The 19292-nt window shown below is 32.4% G+C and carries 11 protein-coding genes and 1 pseudogene; 3 read left to right on the plus strand and 9 right to left on the minus strand.

The genetic code is table 11. The features are described 5' to 3' along the window. Window positions 1-237 precede the first annotated feature (237 nt). The 4 genes from glcT to parE all read right to left on the minus strand — a co-directional run bounded on the left by glcT (window position 238) and on the right by parE (window position 7318). Window positions 238-1101, minus strand: coding sequence for a glucose PTS transporter transcription antiterminator GlcT (gene glcT, locus BTM19_RS02485; RefSeq protein WP_029377380.1), 864 nt, complete (start codon window positions 1099-1101; stop codon window positions 238-240). A 140-nt stretch (window positions 1102-1241) separates the two neighbouring features. Next, on the minus strand, window positions 1242-2684 hold the full coding sequence (gene alsT / locus BTM19_RS02490) for a glutamine transporter AlsT (RefSeq protein ID WP_029377381.1): 1443 nt from the start codon (window positions 2682-2684) through the stop codon (window positions 1242-1244). Between the two features lie 240 nt (window positions 2685-2924). Then, window positions 2925-5327 carry a DNA topoisomerase IV subunit A gene (parC, locus tag BTM19_RS02495; RefSeq protein WP_029377382.1) on the minus strand — a complete coding sequence of 801 codons (2403 nt, stop codon included), beginning with the start codon at window positions 5325-5327 and terminating at the stop codon, window positions 2925-2927. Further along, window positions 5324-7318 (minus strand): DNA topoisomerase IV subunit B, encoded by a 1995-nt coding sequence (gene parE, locus BTM19_RS02500; RefSeq protein WP_162496100.1) that lies wholly within the window; start codon window positions 7316-7318, stop codon window positions 5324-5326. Before parE ends, parC begins: the two co-directional genes overlap by 4 nt. Window positions 7319-7518: 200 nt before the next feature. Here parE and plsY point away from each other — a divergent pair, with 200 nt between their 5' ends. Then, a complete protein-coding gene (plsY, locus tag BTM19_RS02505; protein WP_029377384.1) occupies window positions 7519-8127 on the plus strand; it encodes a glycerol-3-phosphate 1-O-acyltransferase PlsY in 609 nt (202 codons plus the stop codon). A gap of 294 nt (window positions 8128-8421) precedes the next feature. After that, on the plus strand, window positions 8422-8718 hold the full coding sequence (locus BTM19_RS02510; RefSeq protein ID WP_017724387.1) for a HesB/YadR/YfhF family protein: 297 nt from the start codon (window positions 8422-8424) through the stop codon (window positions 8716-8718). A gap of 225 nt (window positions 8719-8943) precedes the next feature. Here BTM19_RS02510 and menI read toward each other — a convergent pair whose 3' ends face one another. From menI to BTM19_RS02525, 3 genes and pseudogenes are all read right to left on the minus strand, one after another. Beyond that, window positions 8944-9402, minus strand: a complete 459-nt coding sequence (gene menI / locus BTM19_RS02515) for a 1,4-dihydroxy-2-naphthoyl-CoA hydrolase MenI (RefSeq protein ID WP_029377385.1) — start codon at window positions 9400-9402, stop codon at window positions 8944-8946. A 342-nt stretch (window positions 9403-9744) separates the two neighbouring features. Further along, complete coding sequence (acnA, locus tag BTM19_RS02520; RefSeq protein ID WP_029377386.1) at window positions 9745-12447, minus strand: aconitate hydratase AcnA; 2703 nt, start codon at window positions 12445-12447, stop codon at window positions 9745-9747. A gap of 280 nt (window positions 12448-12727) precedes the next feature. Next, a pseudogene (locus tag BTM19_RS02525) lies at window positions 12728-14367 on the minus strand (BCCT family transporter). Window positions 14368-14571: 204 nt separating this feature from the next. Here BTM19_RS02525 and mscL point away from each other — a divergent pair. Further along, a complete protein-coding gene (gene mscL, locus BTM19_RS02530; protein WP_029377388.1) occupies window positions 14572-14925 on the plus strand; it encodes a large conductance mechanosensitive channel protein MscL in 354 nt (117 codons plus the stop codon). A gap of 122 nt (window positions 14926-15047) precedes the next feature. Here mscL and sbcC read toward each other — a convergent pair whose 3' ends face one another. Next, a complete protein-coding gene (sbcC, locus tag BTM19_RS02535; RefSeq protein WP_029377389.1) occupies window positions 15048-18077 on the minus strand; it encodes an exonuclease subunit SbcC in 3030 nt (1009 codons plus the stop codon). Continuing rightward, window positions 18078-19208: an exonuclease subunit SbcD gene (gene sbcD, locus BTM19_RS02540; RefSeq protein WP_029377390.1), complete on the minus strand. Its 1131-nt coding sequence runs from the start codon at window positions 19206-19208 to the stop codon at window positions 18078-18080. It lies immediately after the preceding gene. Window positions 19209-19292 lie beyond the last annotated feature (84 nt).

The following is a 19292-nucleotide window of genomic DNA, read 5'->3' on the forward strand; positions in this document are numbered from 1 at the left end:
TAATATGCAACTAATTACACATTTAATTTTATATAAACTTTCAATTTATCTTGAGTGTCAACAACCTACAATAAATATTTTTTACAAAAATTAAAAATACGACGCCACACAGAATTGTGACATCGTATTTATTATATATATACTAATTAACATCTTTATATAGGCTTATGCTTTAATCATGTTGTACAGACTAATTTTATTATCTTGTATTTATGGAATGTAAACTATCTAAAACCTTTAAGCATTAGGTGTATTCGTATGGTCGGCATCAACCATAAAGTGGTAGACATGCAAAGTTAAATAAATTACCTCTGCATCATATATTTTAATGCCCAATTCCTGTTGCAACATTTTCATTATTTTTAAAGCGATATTGAAACATAAAGGATACTGAGTTTTCAATAACTCTTCAAAAGCATTTGTTTTTTGCAAATTTTCCCCGGTTCTCAACCTTCTAATTAAAAATTGAATATGTCTAATAAAACGTTGATACTGGACTGTATCTTTTTCTATTTCACGTTTTAAGTCATGTTCTAAAATAAATATACTTTTATTGATTAAACGATTAGTCAATTCCATTTCACGTATAGATAAAGTTTCTGTATTCGAAGCTATGTGTAACGCTATAAAACCTATTTCTCCTTCTGGAAAATTCACATCTAATACATGGTTTAAGCGATCAATTACTTTCTCAGCGATGCCATATGCTTCTGTATATAATTGCTTTGTTTCTACAACAAAAGGATTATTTATTAATTGATTTTGTTTCAATCGGTTATATGCAAATATAATATGATCTGTTAAAGATATGACCAATTTTTGGTTATCAATCTTCATTACTGAATTCGTGATAATATTAACAGCTTCAATGACTGCTTGAATTAATGTATCATCAGCTTGTTCAACTAGGGATTTGTAATGGTCTTGTTGAGATTTTTGGTCTAATATATATATTTTCTCAACTGTTTGATTTTCTTGCAAAGTCATGCCACTTTTTTTATTAAAGCCAATGCCTTTAGCAATGAGCACATATTCTTCTTGTGCTTTTTTACAGATAATAACATTATTATTTAAAACCTTGGTTATAAGGTAATCACTCACATGAATCATCCTTCTTTTTCTGTCAATCAATATTATATAGTTAATTTTCAAAAATTGAAAGACATAAAAGAACCTTTCAAATTCTCACTAATAAGTGATCTATTTGAAAGGCTCTATGCATTAATACAAATAATTTTTAATTATTTTTTCATGCCCCAACTTTCAATACCAAATAAATTAATTTCTAATTCTTCTGGTCTGAAAATAGGTTTTTTACCGGCTCTACGTTGACGTTGATAGTCATTCATAACAGCAAACGCGATATTTGATAATCCAATGATCGCTACTAAGTTGACAATTGCCATTAATCCCATGAATAAATCGGCAGTACTCCAAACAACATCTGTTTTAGCAACTGCACCAATAAACACTAACACAACTACTAAACATCTAAATATAAATAAAATCGTTCTGTTTTTAGATAAAAATTCAATGTTAGATTGTCCATAATAATAATTACCTACAACTGAAGAGAATGCAAATAGCGTGATTGCAATTGTTAAAAAGATACCGCCTACACTGCCTAAATGTTCATTTAAAGCAGATTGTGTAACAGCAACACCTTGTGCAGCATTGTCACCAAATTCTAAACCTGTGTAAAGTAAAATCATGATTGCTGTAGATGTACATACAAGCATAGTATCAAAGAATACACCTAAAGATTGAATTAAACCTTGCTTAACTGGGTGTGGCGCAGCAGCTGTTGCTGCAGCATTAGGTGCTGAACCCATACCCGCTTCATTCGAGAACAAACCACGTTTAACACCTTGTAAAATCGTAGCACCAATTGCGCCACCTGTAGCTTGCTCAAAACCAAATGCACTTTTTATAATTGTAGAAATCATAGGAATGATTTGATCGAAATTTATGAATAAGATGATAACAACCATTAATATATATAATATTGCCATTACAGGCACAATTACTGATGACATCGTCGCAATACTACGTACACCACCAAAGATAATTATTGCTGTAAATACTGCCAATACAATACCTGTTATCGCAGGGCTAACATTATACTGAGTTTTCAATGATTCAGCGATTGTATTTGATTGAACCGTATTAAACACAAATGCAAATGTAATTGTTATTAATACTGCAAAAACAATACCTAGCCATTTTTGGTTTAAACCTCTCGTTATGTAATACGCTGGACCACCACGGAAGCCGCCTTCTTTATCAGGCACTTTGTAGACTTGTGCTAAAGTTGCTTCTATAAATGCACTTGCTGCCCCGATAAAAGCGATAACCCACATCCAAAATACAGCACCAGGACCACCGAGTACAATTGCAGTTGCAACACCAGCAATATTACCTGTCCCTACACGTGACGCTGCACTAATTGCAAACGCTTGGAATGGAGCGATACCTTTCTTACCATTATCTAATGTTTCAGGTTTTTCACCAATAGCACGAAACATTTCTGGAATCCATCTTAACTGAACGAATTTTGAGCCAATTGTAAAGAATATACCAGCTGTAATTAACAGTCCAATTAAATATTGTGACCAGATTAAATCATTCCCGACTTGAACAAATGTTTTGAACCAATCTGGAATTAAACTATCAAAATCTCTCAATTTAATCCCTCTCATCTTTATGTATATTTAATTTCAAAATTAGAGTAAGAGATTTATAGCTACACTCATGGTAATATGCCTTATATTATAACCATAAGTATAAGTATAAAGATTGTGTCTGCCGATAGCTAAACACATCTTTTTACTGCGCTATAAACCTCTTTTTTAATTATTTATTGCACCTAACTGGTATTTTATCACTATATAGTTGTATTTACTAACAATTTTTTATAAGATGTTTTATTTTACTTCTAAATCTTTTATTTCACCAAAATCACTAGTATCTACGATAAAGCTACCATTTGTATATTGTTCTGATAAGTGGATATCATTGATTAAGCCAGATTCTTGCTGTTTATCAGAGTAAATTGTATAAGTTGTTTGTTCTGGTGTAATGACAGCAGCGTCTACAATGCGGTGCGGTGTTTTCTTCAATTCTTTTAATAACGTAATACCACGTTGTGCACGTTTAGCCGTTTGTAATACTTTAAAGCTGATACGTTTTAATGATCCACGTTGTGTGGCCATTAATATTTTATCATTTGAAGTTACAACATCTGTTAATACCGCATAGTCTTCATCTTTTAAGTTGATTGATTTAACACCTGCCGCTCTCAAGCCAGTATCAGAAAGTTCATCACTATCATAAGTAAGGGACATCCCTTTGTTTGTAACCACAGTAATCAATTGTGCTTCTGATATTCGCATAACACTTATAATTTCATCATTGTCTTTCAATTTCATGGAGACAAGTGGTTTATTATATCGTGTTGTTTTAAACATAGATACATTACTCTTTTTGATCATACCATTACGTGTCGCTAAGATATAAAATGCTTCTGGATTAAAGTCATTTTCACAATAAGCGTTAATAACGTATTCGCCTTCATCAAGTGGCACAATTTGAGAGACATGCTGCCCTAAATCTTTCCATTTTATATCAGCTAATTTATGAACTGGTATAAATAGATAGCGACCTTTGTTGGTAAACACTAATGCTGTATCTAAAGTATTTACCTCTTGATATTTCATGATTGAATCTCCATCTTTGGTACCTACTTCATTTACACCACTTGCATTAAAACTACGTAATGAAGTTCGCTTAATATAACCATGTTTAGTAATACTCATAATCACAGTTTCACTAGGGACCATCACTTCTTTATCAATCTTAATCTCTGAAATTTCAGCCTCTATAGAGGATAGACGATTTTGTTTAAATCTATTACGAATCTCTGTTAACTCTTCTTTAATTACATTTAATAATTCATCGTGATTATCTAAAATATTTCTTAAGCGCCCAATTAACGCTTTTAATTCGTCATGTTCTTCTTGTAGCTGAACAATATCTGTATTAGTCAAACGATACAATTGTAACGTCACAATAGCTTCCGCTTGAGCTTCAGTAAAATCATATTCAGTTACCAAATTATCTTTAGCATCTTTTTTATTCTTTGAAGCTCTAATAAGTTTAATTACTTCGTCTAATATAGATAAGGCTTTCATTAAACCTTCAACGATGTGCATTCTACTTTCGGCATGATTTAGTTCATAACGTGTACGTTTCGTTACAACATCAATTTGATGATTTAAATAACTATCAATAAATTGGCGAATGCCCATTAATACTGGACGCCCTTCACTAATAGCAACCATGTTAAAGTTATAAGAAACTTGTAAATCTGTATTCTTATAAAGGAAATTAGCTACCGCTTCACTGTTGATATCTTTTTTCAATTCTATTGCAATACGTAAACCTGTACGGTCTGTTTCGTCTCTTACTTCGACGATACCATCAACCTTTTTATCAGCACGTAATTCATCCATTTTTTTAACCAATGCACTCTTATTAACTTCATAAGGTACTTCTGTAACAATTAGTTGTTTTCTACCATTTCTTAATTCTTCAACCTCAACTTTTGAACGAACTACGATTTTCCCCTTACCTGATTCGTAAGCTTTCTTAATACCATCCACACCTTGGATAATACCACCCGTTGGGAAATCAGGACCTTTGATATATTTCATCAATTGATTCACTGTTATATCCGGGTTGTCAATATACTTAAGAGTTGCTTGAATCACTTCACCTAAGTTATGTGGTGGAATATCTGTAGCGTAACCAGCAGAAATCCCTGTACTACCATTTACCAGTAAATTAGGGAATCTTGCAGGCAAGACCATCGGTTCCATTGTCGTATCATCATAGTTTGGCATAAATGGTACAGTTTCTTTGTTAATATCTCTTAAAAGTTCTTCTGAGAGACGGCTTAATTTCGCTTCAGTATAACGCATTGCAGCAGCGGGATCGTTATCGATACTACCGTTATTACCTTGCATTTCTATAAGTACATGGCGCAATTTCCAGCCTTGACTTAAACGTACCATCGCATCATATACAGACGTATCACCGTGCGGATGATACTGACCTATAACATCACCGACAGTTTTAGCACTTTTACGAAAGTTTTTGTCGTAAGTGTTACCGCTTGAATACATTGCATATAAAATACGTCTTTGAACAGGCTTGAGACCGTCACGAACGTCTGGCAATGCACGCTCTTGAATGATGTATTTACTATATCTACCAAAACGATCGCCAATAACATCTTCTAGCGATAAATCTTGAATTACTTCACTCAATTTCCTTCCTCCTCATTAGGCGCTTCCTGTTCCAATATTTGAATTTCATTATTATCTAAAATACTTTGTTGTTCTTGTAAACCAAACTCAACATGATTTTCAATCCATTCACGTCTTGGTGCAACTTTGTCACCCATTAGTGTTGTAACGCGTTTAGATGAACGCAACTCATCTTCAACTTGTACTCTGATTAAGGTTCTCGTCTCAGGGTTCATTGTCGTTTCCCACAATTGATCCGCATTCATTTCACCAAGACCTTTGTAACGTTGTAATGAGAAACCTTTCCCTATTTTTCGTTGTAATTTCTCTAATTCTTCATCTGTCCAAGCGTATTCTACTTTTTTAGATGCACCTTTTCCTTTTTCAAGTTTATAAAGTGGTGGTAATGCAATAAATACTCTACCCGCCTCAACTAATGGCTTCATATATTTAAAGAAGAATGTTAATAATAACACTTGAATATGCGCACCATCTGTATCGGCATCTGTCATTATAATGATTCTATTGTAGTTACTATCTTCAATTTTGAACTCATTTCCGACACCAGCGCCAATAGTATGAATAATTGTATTAATTTCTTCATTTTTAAAAATATCGTCAAGACGTGCTTTCTCAGTATTAATTACTTTACCTCTAAGCGGTAAAATCGCTTGGTATTTACGGTCCCTACCTAGCTTTGCAGAGCCGCCCGCTGAGTCACCTTCGACAAGGTATAATTCTTTTTTCTCAGTGTTTTTACTTTGTGCAGGTGTAAGTTTACCAGAGAGTAAAGTATCTTTACGTTTGTTTTTCTTACCTGAACGTGCATCTTCTCTCGCTTTACGCGCCGCTTCTCTAGCTTGTTGTGCCTTCAAAGCTTTTTTAACTAACGATTTAGATAGTTGCCCTTTTTCTTCTAAATAATATGGCAGTTTGTCGGCTACAACTGAATCTACTGCGCTTCTAGCTTCAGGTGTACCTAGCTTAGATTTAGTTTGTCCTTCAAATTGTAACAATTCTTCAGGAATTCGAATTGAAATAATAGCAGTTAAGCCTTCGCGTATATCATTACCATCTAAATTTTTATCTTTTTCTTTTAATTCATTAATGCGACGTGCATAATCATTAAACACACGAGTCATAGCTGTTTTAAACCCAACTTCATGTGTTCCACCGTCTTTTGTACGCACATTATTAACAAAACTTAATATGCCTTCTGAATATTGATCGTTATACTGGAACGCAACTTCCACTTCAATATTATTGGCTTCCCCAGAGAAATCTGCTACATCATGTAATACTTCTTTTCCTTCATTGACATAAGCAACGAATTCTTTAATGCCATCTTCATAATGGAAGACATCTTCACGCTCTTTGCCTGCTCTTAAGTCTTTCAGGGTGATTCTCAAGCGTTTAAGTAAAAATGCTGACTCTTGTAGTCTTTCACTTAAAACATCATAATTAAACGATGTAGATGCTTTGAATATTTCTGGATCTGGTTTAAATGTCACTTTAGTACCAGTCTTTTTAGTTTTGCCATGTTTTTTCAAACCAGTTGTTGGCTTTCCACCATCTGCAAAGCTTTGAGAATATATGTTACCATCTCTATAAATTTCAACTTCTAACCATTCGCTCAAAGCATTGACAACAGAAGCACCAACACCATGTAAGCCACCTGACGTTTTATAACCGCCTTGTCCGAATTTTCCACCTGCATGAAGTATCGTAAAAATGACTTGAACAGTAGGTTTTCCAGAAGTATGAATACCTGTAGGCATTCCGCGTCCATTATCTTCTATAGTAATGCTCTCATCTTTATTTATCGTAACAATGATTTCACTTCCGAAACCATTTAATACTTCATCGACGGAATTATCGACAACTTCATATACTAGATGATGTAAACCACGTTTATCGGTAGAACCAATATACATCCCAGGTCTTTTTCTAACGGCCTCTAATCCCTCAAGTACCTGAATGGAATCATCCGAATAATTATTTTTTTTATTCATTGCCAATCGTTTCGCCCTCCTACAAACGTACGTTCGTTTTTAAAACTATACATTAGTTATTCTTATATAAATCTTGATAAATTGCAAGTATCAAATCAATTTTCAGCAGATAAATACTTTTCATTCGAAATTTTTATTCGTATTATGATGCTCTTATGTGGTAAAATAATTTTAATGTCATTAAAGGATGTGGATTATATATGATGATTGTAATCATGTTAATACTAAGTTACCTCATTGGTGCTTTTCCAAGTGGCTATGTAATAGGTAAATTATTTTTCAAAAAAGATATTCGACAATTTGGTAGTGGCAATACTGGCGCAACAAATAGCTTTAGAGTACTAGGAAAACCCGCTGGATTTTTAGTTACTTTTCTAGATATATTTAAAGGTTTTATTGTGGTCTTTTTCCCACTATGGTTGCCTGTTCATGCGGAAGGCACAATAAGTACATTTTTCACAAATGGACTTATCGTAGGCGCTTTCGCGATTCTAGGTCATGTATATCCGGTTTATCTTGGTTTTAAAGGCGGCAAAGCCGTTGCTACAAGTGCTGGTGTCATACTAGGAGTTAATCCTGTCTTATTATTAATATTAGCAGTAATTTTCTTTGGAATATTATATTTAACAAAGTATGTATCACTCTCAAGTATCATTGCATCAATTTGTTGTGTTATCGGTGCATTATTAATTCGAGACTATATCCTCTTTGTTGTTAGTATTGGTGTAGGCGTTCTACTGATAGTCAGACACCGTACTAATATTGTAAGAATATTCAAAGGTGAAGAACCTAAAATAAAATGGATGTAACTATTACAAAAGTCACAGTATAAAAACGAATAAATTATGCAAACAAACGCTAAGCTGGGACATGAAGATGTTTCCAGCTTTTTAACATTGTATCTATTATACTACGTAAGTAACGTTTTATCATAGTATTTCTATAGTTCATATTTTTGTAAATCATTTGTCGAAATTAATCGAAAAATTATGTTATACTACTTTTAACATTACTCAAAGTGGGTATTGTATAAATTACTAATTTAAAAATTAGTAACCAACGTTCATAAGTGAAATCTTATGAATCGAAAGGAGACTTTTATTATGGAAATAGAACTTTCAGATAATGCTGTATCTTGGTTTAAGGAAGAACTAGATTTACCAGAAGATGACAAAGTCTTACAATTCTTTGTACGTTATGGCGGAGAATTCCAACTCAAACAAGGGTTTAGTCCTGCTTTCAGTGTAGACAAGAAAAATGACGTAGAAATTGGTTACGAAAACCATTACGATGGATTAGATGTCGTAATCGCTGAAAAAGATTTATGGTATTTTGAAGACCACAATTTATATATTGATGTTAGTAATAGTATTGATGAAATTTCGTATGCCACAAAATAAACTATAAATTATTCCAAGGTTTTTTAATTTCCTTGGCCTTCATTTTTGGAAATAAGCGTATGAAATCTTTATATATTTTAAATAAATCACAATAAATAGTAATAAAAAGTGTTCGGGTCTTCACCCGAACACTTTTTATTTAACTTAATACTAATTTTAATAGTGTTGAATAATACGTATGTCTTAGATATTTCAACGTGCTAGTTGCTATAACCAACACATCCCTTATATACCTTTAATCACTTCTAGATTTTCCCCTGCCTTATTTCTTTCAGCAACATCACTATATACAGCGTGCCATTCAGGAAAATATCTATCTAATCGAATTGGCTTGAAGTCTTCTTTTTTAATACAAGTCAATGTAGTTGATCCTGTCGTAGCTAATTCTCCAGCTTCATTGTATATTTCATAGCAATATATAGATCGTAATCTAGAATATTTTTCAACCCATGTTTTGATTTTTACGGTTTCTGGATAAAAAATAGATTTGATATATTTAATGTCCAAATCAACAACTGGAGAAATAACACCTGAATCCTCCATAGCTTTGTAACTAAAACCTAATTTAGAGATATAATCTGTACGCGCTACCTCAAACCAAGTAGGATAATTACCATGATAAATCACGCCCATTTGGTCAGTCTCTGAATACCGTGATTCAATTTGTGTCATACTGTAAATCATTATAAACGTCCTCTTTTCAATTGTTCATCTTATATCTTATTATTTACTATTAAATATTAACATAAAAAATTAACTATAGCATTCTACCAGTTCCTCGCTAAGTAGTACTCCAATTAAATAATCTTTAACTTCTTCTATATTGATTATACAAACATCATTTACAGATAATGATAGTTCAAAATACCGCTAAACCATACCATTTATTCTGATATATAAATTAAAGTATTTACGTCTTATATTCATACACCTTCAATAACAACTTTGAGGCTGAGACATATCTTTGTATGCCCCAGCCTCATTAAAATCTTTATTATTTAATTATTAGTACTTTGAACCGTAAAATTATTCAGCTAATTTATTTCTTAATACTAATTGAAGAATACCACCGTGACGGTAATAATCCATTTCAACATTAGAATCGAAACGAGCCATTGCTTCAAACTCTATTACGTCACCATTTTCTTTTTTAGCTTGTACTTTTACAAGATCATGCGGTTTTACATTTTCATCGATATCTACGGAAATAACTTCAGTACCATCGATGCCAAGGCTATCCGCGGATTCGCCTTCTTTGAATTGCAATGGTAATACACCCATCATTACTAAGTTTGAACGATGGATACGTTCATAACTTTGCGCGATAACTGTTTTAACACCTAATAAGTTTGTCCCTTTAGCTGCCCAGTCACGAGATGAACCCATACCGTAATCATTACCAGCTAAAACAACTAAACCTGTGCCGTCTTCTTTATATTTCATAGCAGCATCAAATATTGACATTTGTTCACCTGTTGGCCAGTAAGTTGTGAAACCACCTTCAGTTCCTGGCGCTAATTGGTTTTTAATACGGATATTCGCAAATGTACCACGTACCATTACTTCATGGTTACCACGACGTGAACCATATGAGTTAAATTGACGAATAGGAACACCATGTTCAAGTAAATATTTACCTGCAGGCGTATCTTTACCAATTGCACCCGCTGGAGAAATATGGTCAGTTGTTACTGAATCTCCAAATTTACCCATAACTCTTAAATCTTTTAATGAATCAATAGTTCCTGGTTCTTTAGAAAGACCTTGGAAGAATGAAGGATTTTGAATATAAGTTGATTCAGGATCAAAGTCATATAGTGGTTGATCCGTAACATCAATTTCATTCCACATTTCATTATTATTGTATACAGTTTCATATTCTTCTTTAAATAGTTTCGGAGTCACTACTGTATCAACAGTGTCTGAAACTTCTTTAATTGATGGCCAGATATCTTTTAAGTAAACATCTTCTCCATCTTTACCTTTACCAAGTGGTTCATTTTGTAAATCGATATCCACAGTTCCTGCTAATGCATATGCAACAACTAATTGTGGTGAAGCTAAGTAGTTGGCTTTAACTAATGGATGAATACGACCTTCAAAGTTACGGTTACCTGATAATACAGAAGTGACAAGTAAATCTTCGTCAGCAATTGCTTTTTCAATTTCTTCTAGTAATGGGCCAGAGTTTCCGATACAAGTTGTACAACCATAACCAACAAGATTAAAGCCTAAATCATCAAGGTATTCAGTCAAACCTGAATCTCTTAAATATCCAGTAACAACTTTAGAACCTGGCGCTAATGATGTTTTAACATATTCAGGAACTTTCAATCCTTTTTCTACTGCTTTCTTAGCAACTAGTCCTGCGCCTAACATAACATACGGGTTAGATGTATTTGTACATGACGTAATTGCTGCAATCGCTAAATCACCAGTTTTCATTGTAGTTGATGTACCGTCTTTAAATTCGATTGTTGCAGTTTTATCGAATTCACTTTCATCAAAACCATGACCTTGGTTACCTGCTGGTGCAGTAACTGATTTTTCAAATTCTTTCTTCATATCACTTAAGAAAATTAAATCTTGCGGACGTTTTGGTCCTGATAATGATGGTTCAACAGTAGATAAATCTAATTCAACTACATCAGTGTATTCTGGGTCTTCTTTTTCAACAGTGAAGAACATGCTGTTTTCTTCTAAATATTTTTTCACAAGATCGATTTGTTCATCATTACGACCTGTTAAACGCATGTATTTCAATGCTTCTTCGTCTACTGGGAAGAAACCACAAGTAGCACCATATTCTGGAGCCATGTTAGCAATTGTTGCACGATCTGCTAATGGTAAGTGTTGTACACCTGGACCAAAGAATTCTACAAATTTTCCAACTACACCTTTTTTACGTAATTCTTGTGTTACACGTAAGGCTAAGTCTGTTGCAGTCGCACCTTGAGGTAACGCATTAGATAGTTTAACCCCGATCACTTCAGGAATTGGGAAATATGATGGTTGACCAAGCATGCCAGCCTCGGCTTCAATACCACCTACGCCCCATCCTAATACACCAAGACCATTAATCATTGTTGTATGTGAGTCAGTACCTACTAATGTGTCAGGGAATGCTACTGTTTCTCCATCTACATCACGTGCATGTACAACATTAGCTAAATACTCTAAGTTAACTTGGTGAACAATACCAGTTGCTGGTGGTACAGCGCTGTAGTTGTTAAATGCTTTTGTAGCCCAATTTAAAAATTGATAACGTTCATAGTTTCTTTCAAATTCTAATTTCATATTGCGCTCTAACGCCTCTGGATTTGCATAGCTATCAACTTGAACTGAGTGGTCAATAACTAAATCTACAGGTACTTCAGGATTAATTTTATTTAAATCTCCGCCTACATCATTCATTGCTTTACGTAATGACGCCAAGTCAACCACTGCAGGTACACCTGTAAAGTCTTGTAAGATAACACGAGAAGGTTTAAATGGTACTTCACCTTCAGTGCCTTTAGTAAATTCTGATAACGCTTTAATATGTTCATCAGTAATTACAAAACCATCCTCTTGTCTTAGTACAGATTCTAGTAATACTCTAATTGAATATGGCAATTTCGAAACTTTCGTTAAGCCTTGTTCTTCTAAAGTGTTCAAATCATAAAAAGTATATGATTTGCCGTTTAACTCAAACGATTTTTTCGATTGCTGTTTAATATTAGAAGCCATATAAATCCCCCTTGAAATTTTTGTAATATATATGCCGTTATTTAAATTGTATAATTATATGTAACTTAAAACAACTAGCTAAAGCCAGAAACATCTATAATTTAGATTTGAATTTTCAATCAGTATATATAAGCAAAACTTATCTTGAGTCTAATGTGTAATAAGTTATTATTATCAATTGAGAATCATTATCATCCTATTGTCGCACAATCCTTTAACTTTAAATAAAAAAACTGGGCATCCTAATGGATACCCAGTAATAAATTATAAAGTATATTTATCAATCATTTTTTTCTGCATTTCTAAGTGGTTTACGTTGTTCAATAATATCGTCTTCATAATCTTCTTGTTGATGCTGTAAATAATCTTGTAATCTATGCTTATTAGGTGTCAATGTTAAACCTAAGAATTTACGTTCTTGGTTAGCATCTTTATAGAATGAAATCATCATCATGATTACTACAAATGAGAATGGCAAGCACTTATAATGGCGGCACTTTGAATTGCGTTCAGAGCCTCAGCGCCATTACCTCCACCTGCAAATAGTAATACAAATGCGATTAACGATTGCGCAACACCCCATGTCATTTTAACAACGTTTGATGGCTCTAACGAACCGTAAGTCGTTTGCATACCTAATACAAAGGTTGCGGAGTCAGCCGATGTAATAAAGAATGATGCAATTAATACCAAAGCAATGATAGATAATATCATACCCAATGGTATTTCATTAAACACTCCGAAAAGTTGTGTTTCAGCAGTCATATCGAATAATTCTGGATTTTTCTTACCAGTTTCAATACCTAATACACCAAATACACTAAACCAAACGAAACTTACAAGAGCTGGTACTAGCAATACGCCTCCTATAAATTCACGTATAGAACGTCCTTTTGATACACGTGCAATGAATATACCTACGAATGGGCTCCAACTTAACCACCAACCCCAATAGTAAAGTGTCCAACTAGACATCCATTCACGTTTTTGAGGATTTTGTGCTGCAGTGTCAAACGTATTCAATAAGAATGAGTTTAACAAACTACCTGCAGAGCTCGTCATCATATTTAAAATCAATACTGTAGGTCCAATAATAAGTACAGCAATCATTAAGACTGCACCTAAACTAATGTTTAAGTTACTTAAATATTGAATACCTTTACTTAATCCAGACCAAGCACTCATCATAAATAAAATTGTTACTACTACTATGATTATAGCTTGTACCCAAACGTTATTTGGTATACCGAATAAATAATTAAGCCCACCATTAATTTGTAAGGCACCCATACCTAGTGATACGGCGACACCTACTACTGTTGCAAATACAGCAAGTACATCAATGATTGTCCCAATTGGGCCTTCAACTTTGTTACCTAAGATAGGACGTAATGTTCTTGAAATAAGTCCTGGTTCGCCTTTTCTAAATTGAGCATATGCTAGTGCTAATGCAACAACACCATATATTGCCCACGCATGGAATCCCCAATGGAAGAATGTTGAACGTAATGCTTCTGTATATGCTGCTGTCGTTTTCGGTTCTGCATTTGGCGGAGCTGCAAAATCAGCCATTGGTTCTGCTGCACCGTAAAATACAAGTCCAATCCCCATACCAGCACTGAATAACATCGCAAACCATGAAATTGTATTAAATTCAGGTTTGTCATTTGGTTTACCTAATTTTAATTTCCCAATAGGACTAAAAATTAGAAATACACAGAAGAAAACTATAAACGTTGTAAGAATTAGGTAATACCATCCAAGTTTATCAGTAATCCATAGTTTAATCGTATTCGTAACATAATCAAATTGACCCGGCAATACTGCACCGATAATAACTACGATTGCTACGATGATAGCACTATAAATAAAAACTGGAGATATCTTCTTACCATTAGGCTGGTTACTAGAAGAATTCATAATTAATTACTCCCTTTCTTATCATATTAAATTTTCAAGCCAAATAGAACTTTCATTTTCCCAAAAGATTCTATTTATGTATTAACCACGTATTAGAATAACAAAACAATGCGGTAATATCAAATTTCGTTAAAAAAACTATTCTCTTACTTTTAAATATATTGTATAATAATCTTTAAATTTAATAAAAAGGGAGTTAATCATATGTTTCAAGAATTTAAAGAATTCGCATTAAAAGGCAATGTCCTTGACTTAGCAGTAGCTGTAGTTATGGGTGCAGCATTCAACAAAATTGTGACAGCTTTAGTTTCATTTATTATTATGCCATTAATCGGCTTAATATTCGGTACTGTTGATTTTGCTAAGAGCTGGTCATTCATGGGAATCAAATATGGTATGTTCGTTCAGTCAATCATAGACTTTATCATTATTGCATTTGCATTATTTATCTTTGTGAAAATAGCTAATACGCTAATGAAAAAAGAAGAAGAAGAGGAAATCGAAGAAAATACAGTTTTACTTACTGAAATACGTGATTTACTACGTGAAAAAAATTAATTTAAAACACGAAAAACGAGAGTCCTAGCAGAACGACAACTACTAGAACTCTTTTTATTTATTTCATTTCATTAAAATTCTTACACTTTTTATTTAAAGATATTTTGCCATATAATATTAAATTATTGTTTCTTAAAAGTTGTCGTACTTTGATATTGTTCCGAAGCTACTTCTAAAATAAGAGGAATTCTTTGTTTCAATTCACTTACATGTGAAATGATTCCCACCATTCTACCCGTTGATTTTAAACTTAATAGTGTATCCAAAGCTGTTTCTAAAGTTTCTTGATCTAATGTTCCAAACCCTTCATCGACAAACATAGAATCTAATGCAATGCCACCTGACTCTTGTTGAACTATTTCACTCAAACCTAAAGCTAAGGCTAACGAAGCTTGAAAAGTTTCCCCTCCAGATAATGAACTAATATGCCTAGATTGATTAGAATGTGCGTCAAATACATCAATCTCAAGCCCACTGTATCCAAGTGAAACTTGTGATCTTCGCGTCAACTGGTACCGTTGACCTGTCATTAAAGATAAACGTTGATTAGCTTGAGCTAAAATTCTTTCCAAATAATAAATTAACACATAATTTTCTAATGTTAATTTTTGTTCATTTTTCCCTGCTAAAATTTCTGCTAATTGAAAAACTTCTTGTTGTGTTTTTAATTCACTTTCTAATTTACTAATTATATCTCTAATTTCACTTATTTTTTTATTATTAAACGTAACTTTATACTCATGTTGACTCAATTCAGTAGAGATGACTTCATACGCTTGTTGCTGTTGTTCAAAAACTTCCATTAAATGTCGAGTATCTTCTAACTTTTTATCAGAAATCTCATCTTTTAATTGTGAGATTATTAATTCAAAAGATTGTCTTGATTTATTAAATTTAGTTATTTCATTTTCTAATGCTTCTTTTTCACTAACTTTAGAAACTGTATTATATACTTGTTCTAAATCTGCGAAACCAATACGCTGCATCTCATCTTCAATTTTCACACTTACATTTTTAATTTCTTGTTCAATTTCAGATAAATTATTATCTAAATGATTTTTATTATTTTGTTCTATAGCAAGTTCACTCTTATACTGCTGTATATTATTCTCTAATTCACGTAGGTTTTTTTCATATTTCTCAATTTCACTTTGATTATTTTCAAAAACTTCTATGAAAGCATTAACGTCAGTATAACCAGTAGTATTTTCAAAATCATTTATAGCAATTTCAAGTTCTTTTAAATTATGTTGCTTAGTTTTCTTATCTAATTCTAATTGATGATACTGGTGTTCATTTTGTTGTTGTAATTCCCTTAATTCAACAATCTCTTCATTTTCCTTTTCAATTGTATGTTTTTGTTCTGTTTTCTCCTTAACTTCCATCTCAAGTTCATGATAGTTTATCTTTTCTAGTTTATCTTCATCAAATTTTGCCAACTGTTCTTCAATATAATTCAGTTCACTTTCAACTTTAATGCTATCTCCAATTGCATCATTTTTCTTTTGTTCTAACTGAGAAAGACTCTGGTGTCGTGCAGTTATATCATCAAAATCAATATGTTGTACTATAGTATGGACTTGATTACCACAAATTGGGCAAGTGTCTCCAACATTTATTGCGGATTGCAAAGTACTAATCAAATCTTGCTTATTATTTAAATCTATACTTGTTTTATCTATTTTTTTATAAGCTTCGGTTAGCTGCTGAATCTCATCATTTAACTTTTCACTGTAATTTGCTTTTTGATGTTTTCTTTCTAGTAATTGAAGGTATTCTTTTTTATCAAGTTCATTTTGTTTTAGTACTGTAACTTCATTATTCAACTTATGAATTATTTCGTTTACTTGCTCTATTTTTTTGTAGTTCGGTACTCTACCATTGAGTTTGCCTTTAATTTCATCTAATTGCTGTATTTGTGTGTCTAACTTTATTTGAAGCGATGCAAAACCTTCTTTAAGTGATTGTTGCTCTTCATAAGCCGATTTGTACTTCTGAGATCTTTCGAAAAAAAGTTTTGTCTTTTCAATAAAGTTTTTACTATCTGTTATTTTACCTGACTCGTTTTTATGTACTTCTAACTGTTCAACTGCTTTTTTTATTTGAATTTCAAGTTCTGAAATAATTTCTATTTTCTTATTGATATCTTCTTTTATTTTTTGTTTCTTTGTATATAATTCGTCTTTAGATTCCAATAAATTAGCAATTGGCCTTACTTCGTTTATTGCATTCAAACGGTTTATTTTTTCATTTATTTCATTTTCACGAGTCAATAGTTGCTCATAATTTTGCTGGTTTTCTGCTAACTTGTTTAATGTTTCTTCTAATTTTTGATTGTTTTTCAAACAAACTTCAGCATCATTTAACTTTGCTTTATGTTCAACCTTTTGTTGTGTTAATTTATGCTGAATTTGTTCCGCTTTTTCACCAAATACATTCAATACTTTAAGCACTTGATTTGTTTGTCTTGGATTAATGGATTTATTCTCAATTAAAGTTTCATCATCGAATGTTTCTAAATCGAGCCAATTAGTTTCCAACAAATGATATTTTTGTTCTATTTGCTCTCTAACTTCTTTCACATCTTCAGATAAGTTTTTTTGTATTTCTTCAAAGCGCTGACTATTAAAAAGTGTTCTTAGTATTTCTTGTTTTTCAGAACTTTTTGATAATAAAAATCTTTTAAACTCACCTTGAGGTAAGATAAATAATTGCCTAAATTGCTCAGCGTTTACTCCTAATAATTCTTTAATAAATTGATTACCATTCGTTATTTTACTTTCTCTAAGCTCATACTCTTCAGTTTCCATTTGATACACAGCAAGTTGACCGAGTGTTTTATTCTTATTACCTTCTTTAACAAAAGCCCCTTGTCTTTTTATTTTGAAATATTGATTTCTTAATTTGAATTCAAATTCTACTACCATAGGTTTCTTACTTTCAGCAAAATGACTTCTTAAATCGCCTTCTTTTCTATCTTTTGTAGAGGCTTCTCCAAACAAAGCATAGACAATAGCGTCAAAAATCATCGTTTTTCCCGAACCAGTTTTACCACTAATTAAAAATAATTGGTTATTATCCACATAATTAAAATCAATTATTTCATTTAGAAAAGGACCAAAATTATTTAATTTAAGAGTTATTGGTCTCATTTATTTAGAACCTCCTTCTAACATTTCACGCATTACATTCTCAATTTTCTCTTTTTGGTGAGTTGTTAATTGTTCATCTGTCATGTTTTGATAAAAATTATCTATAATAGTCTCGTCATCAAGCTTTTGTATTTCAATATTTTCGTGATGTAACGATGTATTAAATTCAAAGGTTTGATTAGTTAGCGCTAGTGTATTTGGATAAATTCGCTTTAAATGCATCATTGGATCATTCACGTGTGACATATGTTTTAATTTAAAATGCATATAGTTTTCTTTATTTTTAACTTCTAAATTCTCTTGTATCGCATCTTCATAATCACCTTCTATCACTTCTAATTGTCTTAAAGGCTTCAAAGGTATAAATTTATCTTTTATATCATTTTTATTTATTACAATAGTTCTATAACCTTTAGGTTGACTCACTTCTGAAAATGAATATTGTAATATAGATCCACTATAATTTATAAAATTTGATGCGATACTAAATGGATGATGTAAATGACCTAATAATACTCTGTCGAATTGCTGAAACAACTTCTCTTCAACTGATTCTACTGTCCCAATAGTTAGTGGTCTCTCAGAATCCGAACGTATGGCACCTTGCACTGTTAAATGCCCAATGAACATATTTATTCTATGCTCATTAATCACTTCACTCATTTGATTCAATGCATGTGCAAGCGCCTGTTGGTGTGTTTCAATTTCTTCATCATCGAAATGGTATTGCATCTCATTAATCGTTGCAAATGGTAATGTATAAAAGTCTACATCACCTATTGAAATAGGATTTTGCATATCATTTAAACTCGTACGAATATACATATTTGATTTTTCAAACCACTTAGCGCCGTAATTCAATCTTTCTTTACTATCATGATTACCATTAATTAAAATTAATGGAATATTCATTTCAAGATTCAAGGTATCAATCGTCTGCTCTAACAATTTAATCGCATTTTTATTAGGGTAACTTGTGTCGTATAAATCTCCAGCAACAACGATTACATCAGGTCTTTCCTCACGCATCGCTTCAATAAATTGTTCCAATATGTATGATTGATCTTCTAACAACGACTTACCATTTAAAATTCTACCTAAATGCCAATCCGCCGTATGTACAATTTTCATTTCACCACTCCTTTTTAGAACGTTTGTTCGTCACCTTATTATATTATCATTTATTATACATCAAGCCTATTAAAAACGAAGTAT

Origin of the sequence: Staphylococcus xylosus, from assembly GCF_002732165.1 — a bacterium.
In the GTDB taxonomy this organism is placed as follows: Bacteria; Bacillota; Bacilli; order Staphylococcales; family Staphylococcaceae; genus Staphylococcus; species Staphylococcus xylosus.

Excerpts from the sequence above, each read along its gene's own strand:
- parE (WP_162496100.1), bottom strand. The coding sequence starts at position 7,318 with ATGAATAAAAAAAATAATTATTCGGATGATTCCATTCAGGTACTTGAG.
- plsY (WP_029377384.1), top strand. The coding sequence starts at position 7,519 with ATGATGATTGTAATCATGTTAATACTAAGTTACCTCATTGGTGCTTTT.
- BTM19_RS02510 (WP_017724387.1), top strand. The coding sequence starts at position 8,422 with ATGGAAATAGAACTTTCAGATAATGCTGTATCTTGGTTTAAGGAAGAA.
- menI (WP_029377385.1), bottom strand. The coding sequence starts at position 9,402 with ATGATTTACAGTATGACACAAATTGAATCACGGTATTCAGAGACTGAC.
- acnA (WP_029377386.1), bottom strand. The coding sequence starts at position 12,447 with ATGGCTTCTAATATTAAACAGCAATCGAAAAAATCGTTTGAGTTAAAC.
- mscL (WP_029377388.1), top strand. The coding sequence starts at position 14,572 with ATGTTTCAAGAATTTAAAGAATTCGCATTAAAAGGCAATGTCCTTGAC.
- sbcC (WP_029377389.1), bottom strand. The coding sequence starts at position 18,077 with ATGAGACCAATAACTCTTAAATTAAATAATTTTGGTCCTTTTCTAAAT.
- sbcD (WP_029377390.1), bottom strand. The coding sequence starts at position 19,208 with ATGAAAATTGTACATACGGCGGATTGGCATTTAGGTAGAATTTTAAAT.